The sequence below is a fragment of the Pandoraea sp. PE-S2T-3 genome (assembly GCF_002179965.1).
Taxonomy (GTDB): Bacteria; Pseudomonadota; Gammaproteobacteria; order Burkholderiales; family Burkholderiaceae; genus Pandoraea.
This window is the reverse complement of record NZ_NGUQ01000011.1, coordinates 164080-190575: the sequence shown is the minus strand read 5'-3', so window position 1 is coordinate 190575 and position 26496 is coordinate 164080. Positions and strand designations below refer to the sequence as shown.

The following is a 26496-nucleotide window of genomic DNA, read 5'->3' as shown; positions in this document are numbered from 1 at the left end:
CATCCGTGGCGGGTTTGACCGACAATGACGTGTCAGACAACGGCGTCGCCGACAGAGCGACGCCCCGCCAAGGAGAGAGACAAATGGCCTCTGTGCCGAACGTGCCGACCCCGGCAGCCGTCGATTCACAAGCGGCCGCCTCCGCCGCTGCCGCCGTAAATTCCCCGCACGCTACCTACGCCGCAGAACGCCTCGACGATATCGTCGCGCTCGACGCGCTGGCGTTGTCCGACGCGATCCGCACGCGCCGCGTGTCGTGTCGCGAAGTCATGCAGGCGTACCTCGCGCACATCGCGCAACACAACGCAGCCGTCAACGCCATCGTCTCGTTGCGCGACGCCGACACATTGCTGCGCGAAGCCGATGAGCGCGACCGGCAACTGGCGCAAGGTGAGTATCTCGGCTGGATGCACGGCATGCCGCAGGCGGTGAAGGATCTCGCATCGTGCGCAGGCTTGCCCACACGCAAAGGCTCGCCGCTCACGTCGACCGGCCCCGACACACAAGACAGCATCAGCGTGTCGCGTCTGCGCGCAGCGGGCGCGATCTTCATCGGCAAGACCAATGTCTCGGAGTTCGGGCTCGGCTCACACAGTTACAACCCGGTGTTCGGCACCACACTCAACGCTTACGACACAAGCCGAATCGCAGGGGGCAGCAGCGGTGGTGCGGCCAGCGCACTCGCCATGCGCATGCTGCCGGTGGCCGATGGCAGCGACATGATGGGGTCGTTGCGTAACCCGGCGGCGTTCGGCAACGTGTATGGCTTTCGTCCGTCGCAGGGGCGTGTGCCGTATGGCCCGGTGCCGGAGATTTTCGTCCAGCAACTGAGCACTGAGGGACCGATGGGGCGTACCGTCGCCGACGTTGCGCGGCTCCTCGCTACGCAGGCCGGTTATGACGCGCGCAGCCCGCTTTCGCTGGCGCATGCCCATGACCCGGCACAGTTCGCGGGTGCGCTGCATCGCGACGTGAAGGGCTTGCGTCTGGGGTGGCTGGGTGACTACGGTGGCTATCTGCCGATGGAAGACGGCGTGATGGCGCTGTGCGAAGCGTCACTGCGCGACTTTACGGCGATGGGCTGTGAGGTCGAAGCGTGCGCGCCCGGCTTTTCGATGGATCGTCTGTGGCAGACGTGGCTCACGCTGCGTCACTGGCTCGTCAACGGTTCGCTCGGTGAGATGTATGCCGACCCGGCGCGCCGCGGCAAACTCAAACCCGAAGCGCAATGGGAAGTGGCCGGTGGCGAACACCTGCGTGCCGCAGATGTGTTCCGCGCCTCGATTGACCGCAGCGAGTGGTACCGGTCGCTCGCCCGGCTGTTCGAGCGCTACGACTTTCTGCTGCTGCCCTCGGCACAGGTCTTCCCGTTTGAAGCGCAAACGCATTGGCCGGCATCGGTGGCGGGCAAGCCGATGGACACCTATCACCGCTGGATGGAAGTGGTGATCGGCCCGACGCTGGCCGGCTTGCCGGCGATCAGCGTGCCGGTCGGTTTCGATGCACGCGGGTTGCCGATGGGCTTGCAGATCATCGGCCCGGCGCAGGCGGATCTTGCCGTGCTGCAACTGGCCCATGCGCACGAGCAGTGCACGCAGTGGGTGCGCCGGTTCCCGCCCGCGATGCTGGCCTCAGGCCGGACCGCGTGATGCTTTAAGGGGTTTCAGCAAATCGCCGAGCGCGTTGTGATCGATCTCGTACATCAGCGCGAGCAGGCGGCCGATCTCGCCCGTGGGAAAGCCTTCGCGGGCAAACCAGCTCAGATAGTTGGCGGGCAGGTCGGCAATCATCGTGCCCTTGTGCTTGCCGTAAGGCATCGGCGTGGTGACGAGCCGCAGCAGTGCGTCGGTGTCGAAATCGATCATTTGAGCAAATCGCGTGAGCGCCCGGAGGTCGCAGAAAGCGTCACGCTATCACACACCGTCAAACACAGTCACACGCGACACCGATGTCACGCACGCGCTGTCAGCAGCAATCGCCACCCGGCCACGCCGAAGACCACCGCGAGTCCGCCATCGAGCCAGCGGCGCAGCCGCAGATACAGGTGCCGCGCCGTCTGCGTCGAAAACAGCAGCGCGTAGCCGCAGAACACTGTCACGCTGATACTGATGCATCCCGGCAAGATGGCCGGCTGCACCACGCCGTCATGCGATGACGACAACGCCACGATCGACACCCAGCTCAACACGGCCTTCGGGTTCGTCAAATGCAACAGCGCGCCGCGCAGGTAGACCTTCCGCAGCGGCTCGCCGTCAGCCGATACGGCGGCCTTGCGGGATGAGGGATTGAGGGCAGTACGGCCCGACTTGAACGCGAGCCACAGCAGATACACGCCGCCGAAAATCTTGAGCGCGACGAGAAACTGCGAGTAGGCGATCAAGGCTGCCGACACGCCGAGCATGGCGACCGTCGCCCAGAACATCGATCCCGAGATGACGCCGAGCGCAAACGTAAGCGCCGGCTTGCGGCCATGATTCGCAGCGATGGACATGATCGCCAGATTGCTGGGCCCGGGGCTCGCCGTGCCGACGAAATAAGCCGTGTAAGCCACCAACAGATTGGCGGAAAGCAAAGTGACGTCGGCCATCGCGCGCCTCGTGCGTCGTTGATCGGGGGAGTCTTCGCAGTGTCGACGCCCGCGCTTTGCGATGCCATAGACAGTTCGTCAATCTCCCACCGAGCCAGTTGCGAGACGCCCGTGGTTGCCGTCGCCGGACGATGCATCGGGGGCATGGTGACGATAGCGAAACAACACGCCCGCCATAACCACGCACGTCAGGCCGCCGCCGATCATGGCCAGCGCGAACCCTTGTGTCATGGCGACACGGTAAGCCTGCGGCAACCAGTCGAGCTGAATGTCCATCAGGTGAGCTGTGACGGCCAACCGCGCCAGTCCCGGGGCATCGGCGGCGCCGTGGGCCTGTGCCGCCCCGGCGAGCCCCTGCATGGCGCGCAGGCTCATCACGCTGCCGAGCAGCGCAATGCCCATCGTCATGCCGGTCTGGCGCAACGCGTTCATCGTCGCGGAGGCCATGCCGGTGCACTCGGCAGGCGCGAGCCCCATGACCGTCATGCCGGTGGCGGGCACCGCGAGTCCCATGCCGAGGCCGAGCACGGCAAACGACGTGCCGACGATCCAGAACGGCGTGTCGGGGGTAAAGGCGGCCATGGCACACATCGTTAGCCCGATCGCGCCATAGCCTGCGACCATCAGCAGGGGCAGGGCGACACGATGGGCGATACGGCCGAAGAGCAGCGACGTCACCCCCATCATCAGAAACTGAGGCATCAACTGCCAGCCGGTTGCCGCAGGCGTGTGGCCTTGTGCCTGCTGTAGAAACAGCGAGAGGAAGAACAGACTGCTATACCCCGCGAAGCCCAGTGCGAACGAGGCGGTATTGGCCACCCGCATACGTGGGTCGCGCAACAACGCCATCGGCAGCAGCGGACGCGCCACGCGCCGCTCGACCCACACGAATGCGATGAAGGTGACGACGGCGATGGCGAAGACGACGGCCAGAGATTCGCGCGGGGTGTCGGGTTCGCCAAGTTGAATCAACCCGTACGTCAACGCGCCCAGACAGATCACGCTTAGCAATTGCCCAGCCGGGTCGAACACGCCGTGAGGGTTGCGCTCGCGCGACGGAATGCCCCAGATACCGAGCGCCAGCGCAATGAGGCCCAGCGGCTCGTTCACGAGAAAGATGCTCTGCCAGCCAAAGTGTTCGACGAGCAGGCCACCCAGCAACGGCCCGAGAATCAGCGCGAGCGCACTGAATGCTGACCAGCCGCCGATGACGCGTGCTCGCTCGCGCGGGTCCGGAAACGCATGCGTGAGAATCGGCATCGCGCTGGGGATCAGCAAGGCACCGGCCACGCCCTGAATCGTGCGGCCAACCAGCAGCGGGGCGAGGGTGTCGGCACAGGCGCAGACCGCCGAGCCGAGTGTAAAGAGCGCGACGCTCGCGCTCCACACGGGCTTGTGGCCGTAGCGATCGCCGAGCGGCCCGGCACTCAGCATGAACGCCGAGATGGCAATGGCGTAGGCATTGACGACCCATTGCAGGCCCGCCATGTCGGTGTGCAGACGGAGTTGGAGCGTGGGCAGCGCCACGTTGACGATGCTGATGTCGAGCGACGCGAGGAACGTGCCGAGGTAGGCCGCACAGACTAATGCGCGGCGGCGAGAGGGTTGCATGGTGACATCCCGGTGGTCGATAAATTGAGAATGGTTCTCATCTTAATAAATCGACTGACCGTCGGTCAATGGAATTCTTCTACGCAATCGAGACGTGTATCGACGCGGCGGTGCCGTGGTGTCGTGCTGCCCGGGGTGCCAAGCTGAGGCGACGTTCGCCCGCCCCGGACAGCGGACGTGCCGGGGCCGGGCGAGTCCTGTCGCTTACGCCGAAATCGGAAAGCTTCGGTCGTAGGTCGGTTTCACGTCGAGCGGCTGTCGCAGCAACCCGACCTGCGCGTAGAAGTCGGCAGTGCGCTGCTGCTCGGCGACGAGCGCGTCGTCGATGTTGCGCCACTTGGTCGCACGGCGAGAAAACTGCAAGCGCGCGGCTTCGGGGGGAATGCCGATGATGCGCGCCATGGCTGCCGAGAACGCATCCACGTGCTGGTACGACCAGACCTGTGCGCGCACCACGCGCGAAAGGAAGTCGCGCAACACCTCGCGCTTCGCGGCGAGCGCCGAGTCGGTGGCCGCGAGATAGCTCAGTCCCGACCACAACCCCCGTCCATTGACGAGCACGCGCCCGCGCCCCGTCGTTTCCGCGACGGCGGTGTAAGGCTCCCACGTGGCCCAAGCATCGACCGAGCCGCTGGCCAGCGCGGTGATGGTGTCGGCGGGCGGCAGAAAACGGAAATTCACGTCGGTTGGTTTGAGCCCGGCTGCCGTGATTGCCTTGAGCGACACGAAGTGACCGATGGACCCGCGTGTCGTGCCGATGTTCTTGCCCTTGAGATCGGCGGCAGTGCGCAGCGGCGAATCGGGCTGCACGATGAGGGCCGTACCGTAGGCATCGGAACGATTGGCGCCGATGATCTTGATCGCAGCACCGGCGGCCAGCGCAAAGATGACCGGTGCGTCGCCGATCGGGCCACAGTCGACCGCCCCCGCGTTGAGCGCTTCGGCAAGCGGTGCGGCGGCAGGGAATTCCGACCATTGAATGTCGTAGGGCAACTGCTTGAGTTCGTCCGCCGCTTCGAGCAGTGCGCGCAGCCCGCCTTTCTGATCGCCAGCCTTCAGCAGCGGGCGGCCCGATTGGGCCATTGCCGAGCCCGGCAGCGCAAGCGTGGTGAGCGCACCGGCGGCGCTCGACGTCGTGACGTATTGAAGAAACCTGCGGCGGGAAATCGTCATGAGGAAAACCTGTCTTGTTGGAGGGATATCGGTGGTTGGACGGTCAGACAAGGCGGTCTCGTGATCAATGCACGAAGCCGCCTTTGATGAAGCGCACCGGCTCGTTGTCCATCTGGCGCAACGTGGCGCTCAGCGGGTCGGGGGCGGCGGGCGATGTGAGCAATGCGCCGACGGATGAGGTGGTGCACAGCAGGCCGCCGTCGGCCCAGCCGCGCTTGCCCGCCGGGGCGAGCGCGCGCAGCCAGCCGTCGCGGTCGGCCAGCCATTCGGTGCCGGCGAGCTCGGCCGGCGTTGTCCCGGCGATCTGCGCAAAGACGGGCCATGCCTCGGGAGAATCGGCAAAGCAATCGGCGCGCGCGCCAAGGGTTGTCGTGGTCGACGCGACGGTCGTCGCGATGGCGGGCCGTGCCGTTGCGCGAAGCCCATCGGCAAGCGGCGCCGAGACACGCCGTACTCCGGCTGCCGCGCCCGGCAGCGCGCGCAGCCGGGTATCGAACACGGCCGTCTCATCGCGACGGATCAGCAGTGTCAGAAAGCGAGGATCTTCGAACGGCGCAGGATGCCGCGTATCGACGGCCACCACGCGCACCCTTTGCGTGCCACGCCATTGCGAGAGGCTTCGCGCGGGCGCATCGCCGCACGTCACCGTCAACGCGGGCAACGCGATCGGCACCGGCCAGCTACCGCCCGCCGCCATGCCCGCCGATGCCGACAGCACGCGCATGTAATCGAGCGCGGCCCAGATTTCCTTGTCGCTCAGGCGGCCGGTAAAGCCGGGCATCGTTACGCCAGCGTCGTCGCGCATGCCGTAAAGCACATGCCAGAACAACTCGCCGTCGGCGCGACGGCTGAGCAGGGCGCTGGCCATGGTGGGCGGCCAGCGCCGCAGTGCTGCCGCCTGTGGTCCCTCGCCGCGACCGTCCGCGCCATGACATGCCGCGCATTGCGCCGCATAGACTTGCGCGCCCCGCGCAATGCTCTCGACGGTGAACCCGCTCGGGTTGGTATGGAAGCTGGCCGGTACCGCCGCCGTAAGCCACAGCGAAGACGATGGCCAAGGGGCGAATACCAGCGAGGCGATCGCTGCCGCGATCAGCCAACGGCGCGCACGCCGCCAAAAGATCGCGATCAGCACGCAGGCGATGGCGAAGGCCAGCGCGGCCAGCGTCCATGCAAACTGGCGGGCCAGCGCAACGTCGATGATGAGGTTTTCGCCCGCGATGCGTGAGCCCCATGGCCACGCGGGTGCCCCATGCGTCTCACCCGCGATGCCGAGTGCATGCAGCGCCCACAACAACGCGGCTTGCACGGATTGCAGGCCGAACAGAAGCGCGTTGAGCCAGACGTGTGTCGGAGGCAGTGTCATCGGGCGCGCTCCAGTGGCGCGCCCTTCAGCGAGCTCGTCGGCGCGCCTGTCGGCGCACCGGTCAAAGTATTACCAGCTTGCATCGAGCCCCAGATGTCGCAGCGCCTCATGACGCAATTCGGTGATGCGGGCATCGCCACGATGGCGCGGGTAGGGCAGATCGACGCGCAGTTCGGCAACGATGCGCGCGGGGCGCGGACTGAAGATGACCACGCGCTGTGCGAGGAAGATGGCTTCTTCCACATCGTGCGTGACGAGCAGCGACGAGAACCCCGCGCGCTGCCACAGTTCCACGAGTTCGCTTTGCATCGCCAGCCGGGTGAGCGAATCGAGCTTGCCGAGCGGTTCGTCGAGCACGAGCAGACGCGGATCGTTCACGAGCGCACGGGCCAATGCCACGCGCTGCGCCATGCCACCGGAGAGTTGATGGGGGAACGCGTCTGCGAACTCCGACAACCCCACGCGCGCGAGTGCCGCGTCGACGCGGTCGCGTTCGCGTGACAGCACGCCGCGCGCTTGCAGACCGAGCGCGACGTTATCGCGCACACGCCGCCACGGATAGAGCGTCGGGTCCTGAAACACGACGATGCGCGACGGATCGGGGCGCGTAATCGCCGTGCCGTCCTGCGTGATCGTGCCGCGCGTCGCTGTCTCCAGACCGGCGACCAGCCGCAGCAAGGTGGATTTGCCGCAGCCACTGGGGCCGAGCAATGCAACGAACTCGCCGGGTGCCACGCTCAGGTCGACGCCGTCGAGCACTTGCAGTGGCGCCTGTCGTGTGCCAAACCAATGACTCACGCCGCGAATATCGATCTGCGCGCCAGTGTTGTTGGCGGCTGCCTGACCGGCAGGCGTCGCGGCTTCCGTCGACGCGAGCAGCGCCGCTGCCGAATCGTGGCGAGCCGTATCGGACGACGTAGGGGAGATGGCCGTGCTTACCATTTGACGGTTCCTTTCTGCCACGCCAGCGCGCGGTCGCGAACGGTGAAGAGCAGGGTGATGACACCCGAGAACAGCAGCGCCATGACGATCAGTGCGGCGTACATGTTCACGTAAGAGGCCCAGCCTTGCGCCCACGTGAGATACCAGCCGAGGCCGGACTTCACACCCATCATCTCGGCCGTTACCAGCACCGAGAACGACGCACCCAGCCCCATGAACAGGCCGACGAAAACGTTGGGGAGCGCCGCAGGAATGGCCACGCGCAGCACGAGAAACACGTCGGACGCGCCGAGCGTGCGCGCCACGTCGTAGTAGCTCTTGTTCACGCTGGCCACGCCGGACCATGTGAGCACGGCGACAGGAAACGCCGTCGACAGCGCAATCAGGAACGCCGCAGCGGAATAGCTCGACGGGAAGAAGTAGAACGTCAGAGGCAGCAGTGCGGTGGCCGGTACCGGGCCGAGCACGCGCAGCACCGGATGCACCCAGTAGCCGATGGCGCGCGACCAGCCGATCGACACGCCGGTCAGAAAGCCCGCTACTGCACCGAAGCCGAAACCGAGGCCCAGCAGCCGGAGGGTATTGAGCGCGCTGTCGCCCAGCCGTTGCCAGTCTTCGGTGTAGACCTCGATGAGCGCTTGCGGCGGGGCAAAGAACGGCGTGGGCAGCGAGGCTGTCTTCGCCGTGAGGATCTCCCAGCCCGCGAGGACGACGGCGATGGCCACGAGCCACGGGCCGCTGCCGGTCAGCGCTTCGCGCAGACGCAGCAGGGGGGACGTCGTGCGTCCTGCCACCGACAACACCGCCAGCGCCGCGGCGACCACCAAGGCAACAACCCCCAACTCGTCGGTGAAGGCCCAGTCGGAGAAGCCGACGACCTTGTTGGGCCAACGCAGCGTGATCGCGCCAAACGCGGCCCACGCGAGTGCTGCAACGAAGCCGACACCCCACAGGGGCGGCGTGCGGGGTGCGGCAAAGAGTTGATCGAGACTCGTGTCGTCAAACGCGTTGGCAATGGCACCGGACGAACCGACTGCCCCAGTGGCATACACGGTGCGTTCGCGCAGCGCGGGGCCGTCGGCCTGTTCGGCCAGCTCAAGTGCCCCGGCAGGGCTGGCGGCACGCAATGCGGCATTGTCGAGAATGGCACTCATGGTGTTTTACCCCAAGACATTGGCGTAGACGTGCTGCGCCAGTTTCTGCGGATCGGTCGATTTCTTGAGTACGCCGATACGGCGGAAGTCGTCGGCGAAGAACGCGATCTCGTCGCGCAGATCGACACCGGTCGGATGGTGCGAGTAAGTGAGCGTGGCGTAGAGCTTGCGCAGGTCCTCCGGGCTGATCTTCGGCGAGTACTTGGCGAAAATCTTGGCGGCCTCGTTCGGGTTCTCGTTGACGAATTCGGTCGCCTGCACGATCGAGCGTGCGAGCGCACTCGCCGCCGCGCGGTCGTTGCGCACCAGTTCACCGCGTGCGCCGATCACGCAGCAGACCTTGCGTGCGTATTCGCCGGTGAGGTTGGTCGCGAGTTCGACATACGCGCCGTTGGTGCGCTTTTCCAGCAGATAGAGGTTCGGGTCGCCGTCGGCGATCGCTTGAATCTCGCCTTTGTCGACGGCCACGCCCAGCAGGTCGGCCGGGTACTGGCGCCACGTGATGTCGCGCTCGGCATCGATGCCGTGTTTCGAGAGCAGGATCTGGAAGAAGTGCTTGCCCGGGGCGGCGAGATCGGACACGCCGACCGTCTTGCCCTTGAGCGATTCAAGCGACGTGATGCCGGCGGCCTTCGAGCCCAGCAACCGCACGCAACCGCCGTGCGAGCTGCCGATGATCTTCACGTCGAATCCGGCTTCGAGTGGCTTCAGCCAGCGGTGAATCATGCCGACGGCAGCGTCGGCCTTGCCGGTGGCAATCGATTCGAGCAACTGGTCGGTCGAGCCGCTGTAGTTGATGAGATCGACCTGAAGCCCGTTCTTCTCGAAGAAGCCCCGCTCCTGCGCTGCCACGATCGGCGTCAGGCAGAACGAGTTCTGGTTCCACGCGAACGTGAGCTTGCGCTTCTGCGACCATGCCTTGCGCCCGAGCAGCAACGCCGGCGCCGCAAGGGCCACGGCCCCCCCGGCTCGCAACACCTTGCGGCGCCCCGTCTGCACGTTATCGATCACTGACGACGGCGCGGTATTCCCCTTTTCCAGAAACTTCATGACGACGATTCCCCTGTTTGTTTTTGATGGTGGTCTGAACTGGTTTCGATGCGACGGATCAGTCGAGCCAATCAGTCGAGCAGATCGGGCTCCGCTTCGACGAGCCCTTCGAACAGGCTCTCGAAGGAATACAGCGCGCCCTCGGGGCCGCCGACCTGACTGTGCGTATGACGTGCGGTGGCCTCATCGATGGGCTGCGGCGTACCGGCGGCTTCGGCGAGCAACTGCGTGTGGGCGGCGTTCTCCAGCGCGATGTACCACCAGGCGGTGGCTTCCACGGTCGGACCGGCGGTGAGAATGCCGTGGTTCTTGAGAATCACGCCTTTCACCGTGCCGCTGCCGTCGGGCTTGTTCAGTGCGTGGGCGATACGTTGCCCTTCGCTGTCGTCGACCACCATGCCGGTGAAGTCGTCGAACAATGCGTGGTCCTCGAAGAAGCCGCACGAGTCTTGCGTGAGCGGATCGAGCGCACGGCCCAGCGTCGACCACGCTTTGCCGTAGGTCGAGTGCGTGTGCGCGGCGGCGACGAGGTGCGGATGCGCTTCGTGAATGGCCGCGTGAATCGCAAACGCCGCCTTGTTCAGCGGGCGGTCGCCGATGACCGTCTCGCCTTTCGAATTCACCAGCAGCAGGTCGGAGACCTTGATGCGAGAGAAATGCACGCCGAGCGGATTGACCCAGAAGTGGTCGGTCAACTCGGGGTCACGCGCGGTGATATGCCCGGCGAGGCCGAGATCGAAGCCGTGACGCGCGAAGATGCGGAAAGCGGCGGCCAGCCGTGTCTGGCGATGGCGGCGCTCGGCGAGCACGTCGCTGCGCACGGGCGGGGCATCGAACCAGAAACGCTGTTGCGGCGCGGCGTTGAGCACCAGCCCCGTGGGCGTGGTGTGTGTGGGGTGGGGGGCGTGACCGGCAACGTCATCGTTGCGGGCAAAGGCGGTGGTATTGACGGGAAGAACGGCGGCCATGGTGTTTTCCTTGGGTCGGCAGGACGCGATCAGGCAGCGCGACGTGCAGCGCCGGTCTCGCCGCTCTCGCCGCGCTCGCCGTTCTGGCGGTCGCGTTCGGCAACGAGCGTGCGCAGGCGCGGAATCAGTTCGCGGCCGTAGTCGATGGTGTCGCCCAGCGGGTCGAAACCGCGAATCAGGAACGTGCTGACGCCCAGGTCGTAGTAGTCGAGGAGCGCGTCGGCAACCTGTTCGGGCGTGCCGACGAGGGCGGTCGAGTTGGAGCGTCCGCCGATGAGTCCGGCGATCTCCGTCCACAGCACTTTGTCGAGGCGCGCACCCTTGTCGGCCGCCGCCAGCAAACGCCGTGCGCCTTCGCTTTGCAGGGCCGAACCCTGCGATAGCCCGGCTGCGGCGCGAATCGCTTTTGCTTGCGCCAGAATCTGATCGGCGCGGGCCCACGCCTTGGCTTCGGTCTCGGCCAAAATCGGCCGGAACGACACAGAGAAGCGTGGCGTGCGTCCATGTACGGCCGCTGCCGCGCGCACGCGGGTGGTCAGCTCACGCACCTGATCGAGTGATTCGCCCCACAGCGCGTAGATGTCGGCGTGTTTGCCGGCGACTTCGAGGGCCGCGCCGGAGGCACCACCAAAGAAGATCGGCACGTGCGGCTGCTGCACCGGTTTGACTTCCGAGTAGCCCTGCTTGAACCGGTAGTACTGGCCCTCGTGATCGAACGGTTTGTCTTCCGTCCAGATGCGGCGAAGGATGCTCAGATACTCGTCGGTGCGCGCATAGCGCTCGTCGTGCGAGAGAAAGTCGCCATCGCGCGCCTGTTCCTCGTCCGACCCGCCCGAAATGAAGTGCACGCCCAGACGGCCGCCGCTGAACTGGTCTAGCGTGGCGATCTGGCGCGCGGCCAGCGTCGGCGCTGTAAAGCCCGGACGATGCGCGAGCATGAAGTGAATGTTCTCCGTCACCGTCGACGCATAGGCAATGGTGAGCGTGGCCGACGGGCTGGTGGAGTGGTGCGGGACCAGAATGCGGTCGAAGCCCGATTGCTCGTGGGCACGGGCGAAGGTGCGCACATAGTCGCGGTCGACCACCGGGCCGCTCTTCGGGTGAATTTCGGACTGCTTACTGCTTTGGATCATGCCGATGATCTCGACGCTCATGAGCGCTCTCCTTGCTTTCTCTTGTGGGGCAACAGAGGCGGCAGCGCTGACAGGGCGACGTGGGCCGGTTTGCGCTACACGCCCATCGATCGGAACAGACGGTGAACGGGAGTGAGCCTACGCAAACAAATCTCGGCCGTTAAATAATCATTTCCGCAAAGATTATTCAATATGGATGGTTGGGCTTATCCCGCCAGCGCCTTACGCTATGAGCACTACGTACAACCCGGCGACCCGGTACGTCCTGTACCTGACGCGTATTTGCTTATTCCAAATCTCATGGCTACCGTTGCTCAACCTCTCGAGTTGGCCGCGTCGGGCGACGACCGCACCGGCGTCTCCGGCGCCGTGCTGCATCTGGCCAGCACACAGGGCGAAGGGCGTCATGCGGGCGCAGAACCTCGAGCCCTGCGTGCCGACACGTTCACGCGCTCGCTGGATGCGCTGCTGCCGCAACTCACTCGCGACTTCGCTGCGGGGGCTGCCGCGCTCGATCGCGATGCCCGCTTTCCGTTCAACAACTTCGCGCAATTGCAGCGTCACGGGCTGATTGCTGCGGTGATTCCGCAAGCCCATGGCGGTCAGGGTGCGGGGTTGGCCGAGGCACGCCGGATCATCGGCGCCGTGGCGGCGGGCGAATCTGCCACGGCCCTCGTGCTGACCATGACGTATCTGCAACATCGCTCGCTGGTGCGTACCAGCACGCGATGGCCTGACGCACAACGCAGCGACGTGTTCCGCAGCGCCGTGACCGAGGGCGCGTTGATCAATGCCCTGCGCGTGGAGCCCGATCTGGGCACACCGGCGCGCGGCGGCTTGCCATCGACCATCGCGCGCCGTACGGAAACGGGCTGGCGGCTCTCGGGCCGAAAGCTCTATTGCACCGGCATTCCGGCGCTTAGCTGGCTGTCGGTCTGGGCGCGCACGGATGAGGCCGAGCCGCGCGTCGGCGTGTTTCTCGTGCCAAGGCCAGCCAATTTTCAGGATGCCGGGGATGCGCTGGATCGTCCGGGCATTCGCGTTGTGCCGAACTGGGACCATCTGGGGCTGCGCGCATCGGGCAGTCACGAAGTCATCCTCGAAGACATCGATCTGCCTTTTGGCAACGCCGTCGATATCCGTCCGCTGCACGAGTGGGCACCGGCAGGCATCGGCCAGCGCGATAACGATGCGCACATCGAACAGCAGGCGTGGATGAGTGTGTTGCTGGGCACGCTCTATGACGCCGTGGCGCGGGCGGGCACCGAATGGCTCGTCACGTTCCTGAATACGCGGGTCCCGGGCAATCTGGGCGCGCCGCTCGCCACCGTGCCACGCGTGCAGGAAGCCGTCGGCGAGATCGCGACCTTGTTGCACGTCAACCAGCGTTTGCTCGATGCGGCGGCTGCGGCCGCCGATGCGGGCCAGCCCGATGACGATATCGCCAGCGGCGCACTCAAATTCACCGTGACGGGCAATGCCATCCGTGTGCTGGAACTGGCCTTGCAACTCACGGGCAATCACGGGCTCTCGCGCAGCAATCCGCTGGAGCGCCATCATCGCGACGTGCTGTGCAGCCGTATTCACACGCCGCAAAACGACACCATCCTGAGCGCGGCCGGCCGGCGCGCGCTCGCTGCCTTTCGGGTTCACGCATGACCGCTGCTTTGGTTGAAAACACCCCGCCCAACGTCTCTGACGTTGCCAATTTGTCCGCGCACGACTACGACGCGCTCGATCCGCTGCGCAACTTCGTCGCGGCGTTTTCACGGCTGCTGGAACGCCGTCCGCACGAGACGACTTTGCTCGAAGAAGGCGCGGGCCTGCTTGCGCAACTGGTCGCCCGCGACGACTGGTTGCCTGACGCGTTTGCCACGCCGCACCCCGAGCACTATCAGCAATACCTGCTGCATTGCGATTCAGGGCAGCGCTTCAGCATCGTCAGCTTTGTCTGGGGGCCGGGTCAGCGCACGCCGATTCACGACCACACTGTGTGGGGGCTGATCGGCATGCTGCGGGGTGCCGAGGATTCGCTGCCATTTGTGCTCAACGCGAAGGGCGTTCCGGTCGAAGCGGGCGAGCCGGTGCGGCTCGTGCCCGGCGACGTGGAGATTCTCTCGCCGCGCCTTGGCGACATTCACCGCGTGACCAATGCCTTCGACGATCGCGTTTCGGTGAGCATTCACGTGTATGGCGCGAACATTGGCGCCGTGCACCGCAGCGTGTTCACCGAAGCGGGTGAGCGCAAAGGCTTTGTCTCCGGCTACGCCAACGCGCAATTGCCGAACCCGTGGGGCAGGGCGGCGCAACGCGTCTGACGCTATGGCGCGGCATGGCGCTTACCCCCATGCCGCGCATCCCGGGCTTCTCACGCCATGCCGAAGCGCACCACATCACACGGTACGGGCGGCCGGGGCTTCTGCCACAATGGCCGTCTGGCTGCGCAGGCCATGCCCTCCAATTTGCTTGCTTCCGAATTCAAGGAATTGCCGTGTCCGATCATTCGACCGACGTGCCGTCGCAGACGGCCGATACCACCGCCTTCCCCAAACTGCCCTTTGCCGACGTGCGCGCCGCGCTACTCGCGGGGCAGGAAATTGCGCTGCTGGATGTGCGCGAGGAAGACCCGTTTGCGCAGGCGCATCCGCTGTGGGCGGCCAACCTGCCGCTCTCCCGCGTGGAAATCGAAGCGTGGGCGCGCATTCCGCGCCGCGATACGCGCATCGTCGTCTACGGCGAGCACGGCGGGCAAGACCTCGCACCGCATGCCGCTGCCGTGCTGCGCAAGCTGGGCTATGGCGACGTGAACCTGCTCGCGGGCGGCCTCGATGGCTGGATCGCGGCGGGCGGTGAAGTGTTTCGCGACGTGAATGTGCCGAGCAAGTCGTTCGGCGAGTGGGTCGAAGGGCTGCGCCACACGCCGTCGTTGTCCGCGCAGGAAGTGCAGGCGTTGCTCGACGACGAAGCCGACGTGGTAGTGGTCGATGCGCGGCGCTTCGACGAATACCAGACCATGAACATCCCCGGATCGACCAGCGTGCCCGGTGCGGAGCTCGTGCTGCGCGTGCGGGAACTGGCCCCTGACCCGGCGACGCGCGTGATCGTCAATTGCGCAGGCCGTACCCGCAGCATCATCGGCACGCAGTCGCTCGTGAATGCAGGCCTGCCCAATCCGGTCGCAGCGCTGCGCAATGGCACTATCGGCTGGACGCTGGCCGGGCAAACGCTGGAGCGTGGGGCGCAGCGCCGTCATCCTGCACAGGTGCGCGAAGCGACGCTCGCCGTCGCGCGTGAAGGCGCGCGTGCCGTGGCCGACCGCGCTGGCGTGAAGCGCATTACGCTCGATGCCGTGGCGACGCTGAACGCGCCCGGCCGTACGGTGTACCGCTTCGACGTGCGCACGCCGGAGGAATACGCAGCCGGTCACTTGCCGGATTTCGCGAGTGCGCCGGGCGGACAACTCGTGCAGGAAACCGATCATCAGGCCCCCGTGCGAGGCGCATGGATCGTACTGGCGGACGACGATGGCGTGCGCGCCGACATGACCGGCTCGTGGCTCGCCCAGATGGGCTGGACTGTCTACGTCGTGGAGCCGCACAGTGCGCACGCGCGCAGTGCACAGGGCGGCTGGCCGTTGCACACGCCGAGCGCGCCGGACGTGGCCTCGGTCACGCCCGCGTTGCTCGCCCGCTGGCTCGACGACGCGGCCCCGGGGGAGATTGCAGTGCTCGACTTCACGGCGAGCGCCAACTACGTCAAACGGCATATCCCGGGCGCGTGGTTCGCGATTCGGGCGCGGCTGGCCGAGGCGTTACGCGCCGTCGGTCCGGCGCAGCGGTATGTGCTGACGTGCGGATCAAGTTTGCTTGCACGCTTTGCCGCAGCAGATTTGCGACGTCTCACGGATGCCGAGATCGTCGTGCTCGAAGGCGGTACGCAAGCGTGGATCAACGCCGGGCTGCCGCTGGAGACTGGCGAAACGCGTCTGGCCAGCGCGCGCGACGACCGCTATCGCCGTCCCTACGAGGGCACGGATAACGCTGCCGAGGCGATGCAGGCCTATCTGGACTGGGAGTTCGGACTGGTCGATCAATTGCATCGCGACGGCACGCATCGCTTTCAGGTGATCTGACGCAACGTCCCGGGCATTCGCGACAGTCGCGGCAATCCGGGAAGTCTGCGTGAGCGGAGCGGCAGGCGTGGCATACTCCGGTTTTTCCGAGGTCGCCGGCGGGCTCATCGACGTGAGCGCGGGCCGGTACGGCGGCCCGCTTGCTCTCCCGATTCGACCATGCCATTGCAGCGCTTCATTGCCCGCCGACTGGGCGCCCTCACCGAGCCGAGCACGCGTATCCCCTACGCGTGGGTGTATCACGAGCCCGACGTCTTCCTGCAACGCACGTCGCATCTCAACGTCGCCAAAAAGTACCTGCATCGCCGCCTGCGTCTGGCGCTGAGCGGTCAGGCGAGCCGCGAGGTGCGCCACGTGCCGCCCAATGCGCGCGTGTTGTGGATCTACGGTGGCAAGGCCTCGGTCGGCGACGCCGTGATGGACCTCTCGGGGCGTGCACTGTTGCGTGGGCGCGAGGCGCCTGTCGATCTGCTGATCACCCCCAGCCTCAAGGCAGTCTTCGAAGGCGACGACATCTTCCGGCACGTCTACGACGACCCGAAGGCGGTGAATCCGGCCGACTACGACGTTGTCGTGATGCAGGAATTCAACTACCCGACGCTGCGCATCAAGCGACGCCATTTCCCGACGTTGCCGTTTGCGTGTCTGTTCCGCTTCTTCCACGGCCCGGACCGTAATCAGACGCAATTCAGTCTGGCGGCGGTCAACGATGTCTTTGCCCTCGGTCTCGGTCCCGACGAGCTGTTCTCGCGCGCGAAGCCGTATCTGCGCGCCGAGACCGATCTGCCTGATGCCATCGCACAGCAACTGCCACAGCGTCCGTATCTCGTGCTGGCGATGGGCGGTGTCGAGCCGCGCCGTACCTATGCGCACTGGCGCGAGTGTCTGGCCGCTTACGATGCCGCGACGGCCGGTATGCCCGGGTTGCCGGCCGGTATCGTGCTGCTGGGGTCGGGCAATGGCGCAGACGCCGCCAAGGCACTGATGGAGGCGGAGTTCGCGCATCTGCAACTGGTCTCGTTCGTCGGCCAGCTCACATTGCGCGATGCAAAGCGCGTGATCGCCAACGCCGCGCTGTTTGTCGGTGCCGACGGTGGTCTGATGCACGTCGCGCACACGACGCCGACGCCAAGCGTCACGCTGTTCGCGAAGGCGGAGCCGCCGTATCTGCGCCTCACGCCGGGCTGCCAGTCCACCCCGCTGCAAACCGAGAGCGACGTGAGTGCGGTCGATCCGGTCGAACTTGCCGATACGATCGTCGCAACGCTGGCGTCGTCGCCACCGGCATTGCCGCGCTGATTTCCTCCTTTCGCCCTCAAATCTCCCAATCGCGCACCTGTCAACGTTGACAGGTGACGCTGACCCCCGCCAGGCCTATGTTGGTCGCAGGCGGCGGCGTCGACACGGCCATGTCAGGATCGATCGTACGTGGAGGGTTGTCGCGTTGTGCTGTCCGTCGTTCCTTTCTGAAAAGGAGCCAGCGTCATGCCTACGTCAACTTCCGCGGCACCCCGGCAGCGCGTTCTGGCTTCGGCCATCGGACTCGCCTTTGCGACACTCGCGATGTCGTCACAAGCAGGCACGGTGATCGGGACCAATCAGGTCATTGACGCCCCCGGCGACGCGACCGAAACATGGACGGTCAGCAACACTGGCTCGCTCACGGTCAATAGTGGTGCCGCGACCAACTGGCTCTTGATCCAGGGCGCCCCGCCGTCGACGGGGCCTTCGACGCTGACGACCGACGGCGCGACGATCATCTCGACCGCACCGGGGGCCGGTGGCGGCGCACCACCCGCCGCGATCACGATAGAAAACTCCAGCGCGACGATTTCGAATTCGACCGTATCGAGCGCGACTAACGCCGGCATTCAGTTGGTGGGGCAGACCACCGCAGGCCTCGTTGCGCCCACGGCGACCGTCACGAACAGTACGGTTTCGGGCTTCCAATACGGCATTTCGGTATCGTCGAACGGCGTTCTCACGTTGAATAACTCGAACGTGAGTGCCGGGACTGGCGCCGCTGGCGGGATCAACGGCGGCGTCGTGAACTTCGACTCGACGGTGGTCGCCACGGGCGGCACGATCAGCGGCAACATCTCCGGTGTGACAGCGACCACGACCAACCTGACCACGGAGACGACCTCGAACACGACCTTGAGCGGCGTCAGTGTGAGCGCCGCGACCGGTGCCGCAATCGTGGTGCAACCGGCCCGTCCGGTGGCCGCCTTCGAGGGCCACACGGCCAATATCCTGATCGAAGCCGGCTCGACGCTCACGGGCGGCAACGGTTACGCCTTGCAAGCCACGGGCCTGATCACGGCCAATGCCACGATCGACAACTCGACCATCGTCGGCAACGTCAGCGATGACGGTACGGCCACGCTCAATCTGACGTTGCAGAACAACGCCAACCTGACCGGCTCGCTCGCCAATATCAACGTGCTGGCGGTCAATTCGAATGCGACGTGGCGGCTCATCAGCGACAACACGGTCGGGACGGTGACGATGAATGGCGGGAACATCGATATTTCGGGCACCGCGCTCGGCACACCGACCACGCATACGCTGACGATTGCCACGCTCTCCGGCACCGGTACGTTCCTGATGAGTACCAATCTCGGCACCCACACCGGCGATCTGCTCAATGTGACGGGGACGGCCACCGGGACTTATCAGCTTCACGTGCGTAACTCGGGCGGCGAGCCGACCAACCTTTCACCGCTCACCGTCGTGCAGACCGGTGGCGGAGGGGCGGCGTTCTCGCTGGTCGGTGGCAAAGTCGATGCGGGCGTCTACAGCTACACACTGGAGCAGCAGGGCAACAACTGGGCACTGGTCACCAACCCCGGTTCGCCGGAAGACCCCGGTGAAGGCGATCTGACGCCGGGCGCGAAGACCGTGCTCGGACTCTCGGGCGCTGGGCCGACGGTCTGGTACGGGGAAGCCGCCATCCTGCGGTCGCGGTTGGGCGAGCTTCGTATCGGAGACCAAAGCAATAGCGGTGTCTGGGCACGCGCCTTCGGCAAGCAATACAACGCAAAGCCGGAGGATGGTACAAGCTACCGCCAGACGCAGTACGGCGTGATCGGCGGTGTCGATGGTGTCGTCGGTCAGGCGTGGGGCGGCACGTGGCTCGTCGGTGCAATGTTGGGCACCAGTCACAGCAAGCTGAGCTTCGATAACGGTTCGACCGGCGGCGTGAACAGCTACACCGCAGGTCTGTACGCCACATGGATCACGAAGGCCGGTTGGTACTTCGACGGCTTGGTGAAGTTCAACCACTTCGTCAACAGCGCGGACGTCATCATGAGCGATGGCACCGGTTCGCATGGCGGCTTCAATAACAACGGTATCGGCGCGACGCTCGAATTCGGGCGGCACATGGAATTCGGCAACCGCTGGTTTGTCGAGCCGTACATTCAGGCGTCGATGGTGCGTATCGGCGGGGATAACTTCTCGCTGGATAACGGCATGCAGTCGTCGACGTCTCACACCGGCTCGGTCGAAGCCCGCATCGGCGCGGCGTTCGGCAAGACGATCGAACTGTCCGGTGGCGCACTGCTGCAACCGTACCTGAAGCTCGCCGTGATTCAGGAGTTCATCACGAGCAACCAGATCATGATCAACGGCATCAACTTCAACAACGACACCTCCGGCACGCGCGTCGAGTTCGGGGCCGGCGTTGCGGCACAACTGCGCCACAACATGCAGATCTACGCCGAAGTGGAAACGAGCGCCGGGCACAAGATCAGCCAGCCCTGGGGCGCCCAGATCGGCTTGCGTTACGCCTTCTGACGACATTCACCCATCGCCTGCATCGATTCCGTGGGAGGACGGGGCGATGAAAAGTCGTGAATATCTCTGAAATTAACCATTAAATCAGTGGTTTACATCACATTTCGCCCTACCGTCTGCCTCGTTGGTCAACTTTCAACGAGGTCTCCTCTTGGCGTATTCGACGTTCTCTCCGCGTTCCCGGGTTTCCACACGTTCCCAGCACTTTCCTCTGTCCGCTCCCGCTCAGATGCCGATGCGCCTGCTGGCGGCATCCGTCTTTCTCGCGCTGGCGGCACTCTCAACCGATGCACGGGCGCAAGACCTCATCATCGACACCTCGTGTATTGGTGCTGACCTCAGCGGCTTTTGCACCCGCGAGCACGACGAGCTCGACGGCAACAGCATGACCGTGACCGGTGACGGCCGAGCCCGGCTGATCGGCGCGACGGACCGCGCGACCTCACTGGCGTATTTGCGGGTGCTGGATGGTGGCACCGTTGAAGCTTCGAATCTGAATATTTCCGGCCATGCCAACGCCGACATCTCCCGTGGTCTTCTCAGCGTTGTCGACGGCAGCCGTTTATCGCTGACCGATTCGACCGTCATCAATACTGGCGACATCGCGCTTTCCGTGGGGCGCTCGACACGAGATCCGTCGCTGTCACCGGCGATCGCCAGTCTGGAGAACGTGAGCCTGAAAGCGGTCGGCCGTGGGGTGCTCCTGACCGGCGACGCGTTGCTCGAGATGTGGGGCGGCGAGGTGATTGCCGAGCGTGGCACGGGCCGGCTGAATTACGCCGTACAGGTGACCGACAGCGCGTTTCGTGCCTACGGCACGCGTCTGGTCGGTGCCGATCACGCGGTGGTCATCTCGACCGAAGTCAATCCGACAAAGGCTGGCTCGGAGGTCATCCTCTCCGGTGCGACGCTTGAGTCGGAGGATGGCGCGGCCATCAGCATCTATCGCGAGCGAGGTTCCACCCCGGATGAATTCAACGTCTCGCTCGCCATCGTGAACGGCACGACCATCAAGGCGGGCAACGGCACGCTGATTGAAGTGGGTTTCGATCAAGTGGTCGATGATCCGCTTAGCGTGGACATTACGGTCGATAACAGCCGTCTCGAAGGCGACATCAAGTTCAAGGACTACGTCGACTCCGACCTTACGTTGTCGAACCATGCCGTCGTTACCGGACGCATCGAAGGCGCTGACCGCCTCCATCTCAACGATGGCGGCGAATGGCGCCTGATCGAGAACAGCCAGACGGCAAACATCGCCATGCAGGGCGGTATCGTCGATATTCACGGCACGGCGGCCGAAGGGCAGTACCACACGCTGGAAATCGGCTCGCTCTCCGGCACGGGCATGTTCCGCATGCAGGTCAATCTTACCGATGCCGTGAGCGACCAACTGCATCTGACGGGCGGCGATTCGACCGGCGACTTCAGCCTCGCCGTGAAGAACACCGGCACCGAGGCGAAGGTGGAACGTCATCAACTCGTGCAGGACGACGGCGGCAGTGCCGGATTTTCCGTGGTTGGCGACACGGTCGATTTCGGCGCGTACTCGTATAGCCTGCAAAAGGAAGTGATCGACGGAAAGACTTACTGGCATCTCGTGCGCGACGGCGGGCCGTCGGCGGGGACCGATTCGGTCGTCGGCATTTTCAGCGCCGTACCGACGGTGTGGGCGGGAGAGGCCGCCACGCTGCGTACCCGTCTAGGCGAAGTGCGCATGGCCGAAACCAAGGAAGGCGGTGTTTGGGCGCGTACGTTCGGTAATCGCCATAATGCGAGTCCAAGCGTCGGTCAGGGATATTCGCAAGACCAGTGGGGCGTGATCGCCGGTGCCGATCGGGTGATCTCACGCGACGACAACGGCACGCTGTTGGTGGGGGCCATGGCCGGTACCAGCAGCAACAACCTGAAGTTCAACGGGGGCTCGACCGGTTCGATCGAGAGCTACACCGCGGGCGTGTATGCCACGTGGCTCGGCACACGTGGCTACTACCTCGACACCGTATTGAAGTACAACCACTATCAGTCCGAGCTCGACGTGCGCATGCGCGACGGCGGGCGGAGTAAGGGCGACTTCAACACCAATGGTCTCGGCGTCTCGGCAGAATTCGGCCGCAAGATTGCGCTCGCCAATGATTGGTTCGTCGAGCCGTATTCCCAGATTTCGGCAATGACGGCGGGCAGCGCTGAATTCACGCTCGATAACGGCATGGCCGGCAAGTCCGATCGCAACGCCTCGGTACAAGGGACGTTGGGCGTGACGCTCGGCAAAACCTTCGAGACGTCGAAGGGCAATTTCCAGCCGTATGTGCGCGCTGCCGTGGTGCAGGAGTTTGTGAAGAACAACAAGGTCCGCATCAACGACATCGAGTTCAACAACGATCTGTCGGGCACACGCGGTGAAGTCGCCGTCGGCGTGGCGGCGCAGATGCAGCACAACCTGCAAGCCTATCTGGATACGTCGTACTCGATCGGCTCACGTCTGGACAAGCCGTGGGGTGTGAACGTCGGCGTGCGCTACACCTTCTGACGCGGAGTGCAGTCCCCAAGACTTCTTTCGTGACGAAGCGGGGGTGGGGCCGATCCCCGAAAGGTCGGTGCCGCTTCCTTGCCCCGTGTGACTTCTGTCACGCGGGGTTTTTTTTATGGCCGTGCGCAGTACACGCGAGGTTGATCGGCAACGGCGACCGCCATGCCTTCCCCCACGCGCATCGCCTGAAAATAATCGGTGTTTCCCGGGCGAAAGCCGGGCAGCAGGTAGCGATACACCATCTCGTCGTCGGACGCGTCGTTGATCAACCGCGTGGTGTGCGTGGTGCTCACGCGCAAGATGCTGCCGACCGACCGGTAGTCGAACTCCATGGCCCGGTGCACGCGCGTGAGTGGTGCGTCGTCGGGCTTGCCCGTATCGGGGCTCGCGCGCAGAAAGCCCGAGAAGCTGGTGAAGCCCGTGCCGTTAGCACGGTATTCGGCATCGGCCCGGCCCCAAGACCGCACCAGCCGTTTGCCCGAGTGGGTGGCGAATTCGATATCGGCCAGACACTGCCATTCGATGCGCTCCGGTCGTGCCGATAGCCAGACCGCACCCCATGGCAGCAAGGCGGCAAGGGCGATGCCCAGAACGAGATAACGCGGACGAATCATTGACTTCATGGGGAGGCGCGGCTCGCTTGCTGGTTGACGATCAGATAGGACACGCATTCGGGCGCGTGTTCTTCGATGGCGTAACGGCAGAGGATGTAGCTCGACGTGTCGCCGTGTGCGGTGTCGTTGATGTAGACGAGCCGGGTTTGGAGATCGCTGACTGAGACCGGTGGCTCGCGCTTGAGCGTGGCGATGCGATCGGCAATGAAGGCAGTGTCTCGTGCCCGGTCGGGCGTGATGAAGTAGCGGTGCGTGTCGTCACCGGCAACAGGCAACCAGACAGCTGCTAGTGCGTTCGTGCGCAGGTCGCCGCGCAGCGGCGGGATTACCTGAAACGCCGCGAGCGTGCTGATGAGCGCGATGCCCGCCCAGATGCCGGTGGCCATCAAGGGCCGGACGGTGAACCGAGAGACAGCGCGAACTGACAATGGCACCGGCGGCGATGTCGCCGGAATACCGGCCGCTACGTTCGATTCCTGTGCTTCTGCCGCTGATGAAATTTCTTTCTCATCTGCGTCACTTTGGGCATTTTCCCGGCCAAAGTGCGGCATCGGCAGCACCGGAGAGGCAGGAACGACGCTGGGTGCGGTGTTGGCGTCCACGAACGGACTGACCCTGACAACCTGCGTCAGGCGATAGCCGATGCGGGGGACAGTGACGAGCGCGGCCGGATCGACGCTGGCTTGTTCCAGCGCCCGCCGGATCTGGACGATAGCCTGACTGAGGTTGTTGGCGGAGACGACCGCCCCGTATTGCTCCCACGCCTGCGTGAGTAGTGTCTTCTTGGTGACGATGTCGCCATCGGCTTCGAGCAGCACCAGCAGGCATCTGGCCGCGGCGGCGCCCAACGAGAGCGGCACGTCGGGGGCTTGCAGGCTCTCCAGTGCAAGGGTGTCGCTGTCGAAGCGGGCGGCATCGCCGATGAGGTACTTGGCCATGTCGAAGGGTCCGGGGGAAGGCGGTGTTGACCCATGTTACGTCGAAAACGCCGCTGTAAAAGTATCGGGTCCGGTGCCTCGGCCCCATGAAAAAGACCGCACACCCCGTCAGGCGTGTGCGGTCTCAACGCCCCGTTACCGGGGCTGAAGGGGCTTCTGTCGACTAACGCGCTTTCTTGCCACCTTTTTTCGGCTTGCCATTCGACCAGGGCGAAGGCATGCGGGTGCGGCCGATGCGAGATACGGCTTGCAGATTGCTCATATCGCTCATGTCGCCGGACGTCGACCAAGGGCCTGTCGGACGATCGGGGTCAACCGGCGGATTGTTGTTGACCCGCGTGTCGCCGATGACGAACGACTCGCCCGACGTGACCGATTGCCCGGCGGCATTGGTGATTGTGACCGTGGCATACACCTGCCCCAGCAAGTGCACGTACTGGATGCGCTCCCACGGATACCGGACTTCCACCTCCTGTCCAACGTCGCTGATCGCGACATATTTTTCGAACGAGTAGCCCGGGATCGGTGTGTCGCCGGGTTGGCCAAACTCGGCCCTGTCGATCGGCCCCAGCGCGCCGGTGCGCCCGAAGGCGGCATAGACGTGAACGTGCAGCAAATCGCCGTCCTTCATGTTGATGTAGGGCTGCACGAAGAGCGGTGCATAGCCGATACCCTTGCCTTCGGGCGGCGGCGGGGAGGTGTCGTCATACCCGATGTTCTTCTTGAAAATCGGTAAAGGCAGCGGATCGCCTCCGCCCGGCAGTTCGCCTGCGCTCTCTACCGTCACGTCCTGTTTGACGGAGTAAGCCACGTTGAACAAATCGGGAAGGGGGCCGTTGGCCGGTCGAATCAGGCGTGCGCTCGTGTACATGACCGGAATCTCGCCCGAGCCATGGGCGGTGATTTCGGCCTCGGGCAGCACAAACTCCAGATCGACACCCGCAGTGACTTCGGCGGCGGTGACCGTGTGCTCGAAAAACGCGAGCGGCCACGGATCGTCGTCGGTAAAGGCATCGTCGGCGTAGTACAGACGAATGACGTCGTCTTCGATGAAGGCCGCATTCCCCACACCGGGCCCCATTGCAATTTCCCATGGCACGACGAAGGTAGCGTCGGCCGTCGAATCCGCAACCGGGATGACGTTCTCGTCGTCGCCGGCCTGCCAGCCGTTGCGGCGCACGATCGGCACGCCGAGCCCTTCGTTTTCCGGCGTATCCGGGTCGGGATCGATGCCACCGGACTGATCGAGATTGATCACCACCGGTGTGACAGGTGATACGCCGAGCAGACGCCCGTTGCGAAGAACTTCATAGGCGACGTCGACATCGTTGTTGCCTTCCGTCAAGACCGATGCCAGCAACAGGGCATAGGGGATGACAACGAACTCCATCGGATCGTTGGTGTCGGTTTCGCGTGTGACGATGTGCGGCGCACTGCGCAGGGTGGGGCCCCAAAGCACGATGATCTCGTCACCATCGAGAATGCCGGGGTGACGCGGAATGCCGACCTGCACCGGCTCGCGGGCGTCGGCCTCGTCGATGATCCCATCGTCGGCATTGCGCGGCACGATGGGGGCGAGCAGGTCATCCATCCCTTCGTTGATGAACGCGGGGACTTTGACCGGCGTGGAGCGCAACGAGGTATTGCCTGCCAGATCGGTGATGTCGTAGGTAAAGGCGAGCGTGCCGTCACCGAGCGCTTCGAGCTGGGCGCGCGTGAACGTGACGACGAGGTCATCGTTCGCGCCGCCGACGGGGATCATGACCGAGACTTCGTCGGTGCTGCCGGTGTCCTCGTTGACGAGGTACACCGTGACCGTATCGCCGTCGATGCGCCCTGTGTAGCTGAGAATCGTGCAATCGAGCACGTCGCCCAAGGCAGTCAGCTTGGCATCGCTCAGGCCTTCCGCTTCCACGCCTTCAGGCAGATCGAGCCGCCCGAGTTGGGGCGACCCCGGCGCTTCGGTATCGACAATGTAGGTGAGGAGGGCGGAGTCTTCCGTCGGGTCGCCTGTGAACTCGGACTTCAATAGATACGACAGCGTGTGCGTGCCGTCGGCGCGGGGGGACGGGATCGTGAAAACCAGTTCTTGGTTGTCGACCTCGTCTTGCGTGATCGCGCGTTCGGCCTGCTCGGCACCATCGATCTTGAGAACCACTAGATCGCCGGCATACCAACCGGTCAGCAGGATAGAGGTGACCGTCAACTCATTGCTTTGCCACGATGACAGCAGCAAGAGTTGGTCCGGAAATCCGGAGGGAATGGAGACCAGAGCCGCCGCCTCGATAACGAGGTCGTTCGGTACCTCCAGAACCCCGGTGGCCCCTGCATTACCCGGTGGATCGTCCTTCTTGAGCGCGATCTTACGGCGGCCGGGGACTCTGTACTGCGCATAGTTCGCAGAATCGCGTTTCATGGCGGACTCCTTCGTCTACTGATTCGGACGTGCGGCTTGTCCGGCGGCGTTTGCCGCCGGGACACTGCCGAAGACGGCAGCCCC

General features: G+C 64.7%; 20 protein-coding genes. 7 read left to right on the top strand and 13 right to left on the bottom strand.

Features of this window, described 5'->3' with window-relative positions:
* Positions 1 to 83: 83 nt before the first annotated feature.
* Positions 84 to 1649, top strand: coding sequence for an amidase (locus tag CDV46_RS08170; RefSeq protein ID WP_087722278.1), 1566 nt, complete (start codon positions 84 to 86; stop codon positions 1647 to 1649).
* Here the strand turns inward: CDV46_RS08170 and CDV46_RS08165 are convergent.
* From CDV46_RS08165 to CDV46_RS08120, 10 genes are all read right to left on the bottom strand, one after another.
* The gene (locus tag CDV46_RS08165; protein ID WP_058377699.1) at positions 1632 to 1865 is read right to left on the bottom strand and encodes a DUF3820 family protein; all 234 of its coding nucleotides are present in this window, start codon (positions 1863 to 1865) and stop codon (positions 1632 to 1634) included. The genes CDV46_RS08170 and CDV46_RS08165 overlap by 18 nt on opposite strands.
* An 86-nt stretch (positions 1866 to 1951) precedes the next feature.
* Positions 1952 to 2587, bottom strand: coding sequence for a LysE family translocator (locus CDV46_RS08160; RefSeq protein WP_087722277.1), 636 nt, complete (start codon positions 2585 to 2587; stop codon positions 1952 to 1954).
* A 78-nt stretch (positions 2588 to 2665) separates the two neighbouring features.
* Positions 2666 to 4198, bottom strand: a complete 1533-nt coding sequence (locus tag CDV46_RS08155) for an MFS transporter (RefSeq protein ID WP_087722276.1) — start codon at positions 4196 to 4198, stop codon at positions 2666 to 2668.
* Between the two features lie 204 nt (positions 4199 to 4402).
* Positions 4403 to 5371 carry an ABC transporter substrate-binding protein gene (locus CDV46_RS08150; RefSeq protein ID WP_087686579.1) on the bottom strand — a complete coding sequence of 323 codons (969 nt, stop codon included), beginning with the start codon at positions 5369 to 5371 and terminating at the stop codon, positions 4403 to 4405.
* Between the two features lie 64 nt (positions 5372 to 5435).
* Entirely contained in the window at positions 5436 to 6737 is a 1302-nt protein-coding gene (locus CDV46_RS08145) for a c-type cytochrome (RefSeq protein WP_087722275.1), read from the bottom strand.
* Between the two features lie 69 nt (positions 6738 to 6806).
* Positions 6807 to 7679: an ABC transporter ATP-binding protein gene (locus tag CDV46_RS08140; RefSeq protein ID WP_087722274.1), complete on the bottom strand. Its 873-nt coding sequence runs from the start codon at positions 7677 to 7679 to the stop codon at positions 6807 to 6809.
* The gene (locus CDV46_RS08135) at positions 7673 to 8833 is read right to left on the bottom strand and encodes an ABC transporter permease (protein WP_254915966.1); all 1161 of its coding nucleotides are present in this window, start codon (positions 8831 to 8833) and stop codon (positions 7673 to 7675) included. The genes CDV46_RS08140 and CDV46_RS08135 overlap by 7 nt, the downstream gene beginning before the upstream one ends.
* A gap of 6 nt (positions 8834 to 8839) precedes the next feature.
* Positions 8840 to 9883, bottom strand: coding sequence for an ABC transporter substrate-binding protein (locus CDV46_RS08130; protein ID WP_087686582.1), 1044 nt, complete (start codon positions 9881 to 9883; stop codon positions 8840 to 8842).
* A gap of 71 nt (positions 9884 to 9954) precedes the next feature.
* Complete coding sequence (locus CDV46_RS08125; protein ID WP_087722273.1) at positions 9955 to 10851, bottom strand: class II aldolase/adducin family protein; 897 nt, start codon at positions 10849 to 10851, stop codon at positions 9955 to 9957.
* A 29-nt stretch (positions 10852 to 10880) separates the two neighbouring features.
* Complete coding sequence (locus CDV46_RS08120; RefSeq protein ID WP_087686584.1) at positions 10881 to 12005, bottom strand: LLM class flavin-dependent oxidoreductase; 1125 nt, start codon at positions 12003 to 12005, stop codon at positions 10881 to 10883.
* Between the two features lie 279 nt (positions 12006 to 12284).
* Here CDV46_RS08120 and CDV46_RS08115 point away from each other — a divergent pair, with 279 nt between their 5' ends.
* The 6 genes from CDV46_RS08115 to CDV46_RS08090 all read left to right on the top strand — a co-directional run bounded on the left by CDV46_RS08115 (position 12285) and on the right by CDV46_RS08090 (position 22444).
* Positions 12285 to 13643: an acyl-CoA dehydrogenase family protein gene (locus tag CDV46_RS08115; protein ID WP_087722272.1), complete on the top strand. Its 1359-nt coding sequence runs from the start codon at positions 12285 to 12287 to the stop codon at positions 13641 to 13643.
* Entirely contained in the window at positions 13640 to 14302 is a 663-nt protein-coding gene (locus tag CDV46_RS08110) for a cysteine dioxygenase (protein WP_087722271.1), read from the top strand. Before CDV46_RS08115 ends, CDV46_RS08110 begins: the two co-directional genes overlap by 4 nt.
* Before the next feature lie 194 nt (positions 14303 to 14496).
* Positions 14497 to 16116 (top strand): rhodanese-related sulfurtransferase, encoded by a 1620-nt coding sequence (locus CDV46_RS08105; protein WP_441339317.1) that lies wholly within the window; start codon positions 14497 to 14499, stop codon positions 16114 to 16116.
* A gap of 159 nt (positions 16117 to 16275) precedes the next feature.
* Positions 16276 to 17415, top strand: coding sequence for a glycosyltransferase family 9 protein (locus CDV46_RS08100; protein ID WP_087686587.1), 1140 nt, complete (start codon positions 16276 to 16278; stop codon positions 17413 to 17415).
* 186 nt (positions 17416 to 17601) lie between these two features.
* Entirely contained in the window at positions 17602 to 19914 is a 2313-nt protein-coding gene (locus CDV46_RS08095) for an autotransporter outer membrane beta-barrel domain-containing protein (RefSeq protein WP_087722270.1), read from the top strand.
* Positions 19915 to 20143: 229 nt separating this feature from the next.
* The gene (locus tag CDV46_RS08090; RefSeq protein WP_087722269.1) at positions 20144 to 22444 is read left to right on the top strand and encodes an autotransporter outer membrane beta-barrel domain-containing protein; all 2301 of its coding nucleotides are present in this window, start codon (positions 20144 to 20146) and stop codon (positions 22442 to 22444) included.
* Positions 22445 to 22557: 113 nt separating this feature from the next.
* On the opposite strand, the gene CDV46_RS08085 is transcribed toward CDV46_RS08090, so the two are convergent.
* From CDV46_RS08085 to CDV46_RS08075, 3 genes are all read right to left on the bottom strand, one after another.
* Positions 22558 to 23067, bottom strand: coding sequence for a hypothetical protein (locus tag CDV46_RS08085; protein ID WP_087722268.1), 510 nt, complete (start codon positions 23065 to 23067; stop codon positions 22558 to 22560).
* Positions 23064 to 23996, bottom strand: coding sequence for a transcriptional regulator (locus tag CDV46_RS08080; RefSeq protein ID WP_087722267.1), 933 nt, complete (start codon positions 23994 to 23996; stop codon positions 23064 to 23066). The genes CDV46_RS08085 and CDV46_RS08080 overlap by 4 nt, the downstream gene beginning before the upstream one ends.
* Positions 23997 to 24159: 163 nt before the next feature.
* Positions 24160 to 26412, bottom strand: coding sequence for a hypothetical protein (locus CDV46_RS08075; protein ID WP_087722266.1), 2253 nt, complete (start codon positions 26410 to 26412; stop codon positions 24160 to 24162).
* Positions 26413 to 26496 lie beyond the last annotated feature (84 nt).

Coding starts and splice junctions, on each gene's coding strand:
- CDV46_RS08170 (WP_087722278.1), top strand. CDS start 84: ATGGCCTCTGTGCCGAACGTGCCGACCCCGGCAGCCGTCGATTCACAA.
- CDV46_RS08165 (WP_058377699.1), bottom strand. CDS start 1,865: ATGATCGATTTCGACACCGACGCACTGCTGCGGCTCGTCACCACGCCG.
- CDV46_RS08160 (WP_087722277.1), bottom strand. CDS start 2,587: ATGGCCGACGTCACTTTGCTTTCCGCCAATCTGTTGGTGGCTTACACG.
- CDV46_RS08155 (WP_087722276.1), bottom strand. CDS start 4,198: ATGCAACCCTCTCGCCGCCGCGCATTAGTCTGTGCGGCCTACCTCGGC.
- CDV46_RS08150 (WP_087686579.1), bottom strand. CDS start 5,371: ATGACGATTTCCCGCCGCAGGTTTCTTCAATACGTCACGACGTCGAGC.
- CDV46_RS08145 (WP_087722275.1), bottom strand. CDS start 6,737: ATGACACTGCCTCCGACACACGTCTGGCTCAACGCGCTTCTGTTCGGC.
- CDV46_RS08140 (WP_087722274.1), bottom strand. CDS start 7,679: ATGGTAAGCACGGCCATCTCCCCTACGTCGTCCGATACGGCTCGCCAC.
- CDV46_RS08135 (WP_254915966.1), bottom strand. CDS start 8,833: ATGAGTGCCATTCTCGACAATGCCGCATTGCGTGCCGCCAGCCCTGCC.
- CDV46_RS08130 (WP_087686582.1), bottom strand. CDS start 9,883: ATGAAGTTTCTGGAAAAGGGGAATACCGCGCCGTCGTCAGTGATCGAT.
- CDV46_RS08125 (WP_087722273.1), bottom strand. CDS start 10,851: ATGGCCGCCGTTCTTCCCGTCAATACCACCGCCTTTGCCCGCAACGAT.
- CDV46_RS08120 (WP_087686584.1), bottom strand. CDS start 12,005: ATGAGCGTCGAGATCATCGGCATGATCCAAAGCAGTAAGCAGTCCGAA.
- CDV46_RS08115 (WP_087722272.1), top strand. CDS start 12,285: ATGGCTACCGTTGCTCAACCTCTCGAGTTGGCCGCGTCGGGCGACGAC.
- CDV46_RS08110 (WP_087722271.1), top strand. CDS start 13,640: ATGACCGCTGCTTTGGTTGAAAACACCCCGCCCAACGTCTCTGACGTT.
- CDV46_RS08100 (WP_087686587.1), top strand. CDS start 16,276: ATGCCATTGCAGCGCTTCATTGCCCGCCGACTGGGCGCCCTCACCGAG.
- CDV46_RS08095 (WP_087722270.1), top strand. CDS start 17,602: ATGCCTACGTCAACTTCCGCGGCACCCCGGCAGCGCGTTCTGGCTTCG.
- CDV46_RS08090 (WP_087722269.1), top strand. CDS start 20,144: ATGCCGATGCGCCTGCTGGCGGCATCCGTCTTTCTCGCGCTGGCGGCA.
- CDV46_RS08085 (WP_087722268.1), bottom strand. CDS start 23,067: ATGAAGTCAATGATTCGTCCGCGTTATCTCGTTCTGGGCATCGCCCTT.
- CDV46_RS08080 (WP_087722267.1), bottom strand. CDS start 23,996: ATGGCCAAGTACCTCATCGGCGATGCCGCCCGCTTCGACAGCGACACC.
- CDV46_RS08075 (WP_087722266.1), bottom strand. CDS start 26,412: ATGAAACGCGATTCTGCGAACTATGCGCAGTACAGAGTCCCCGGCCGC.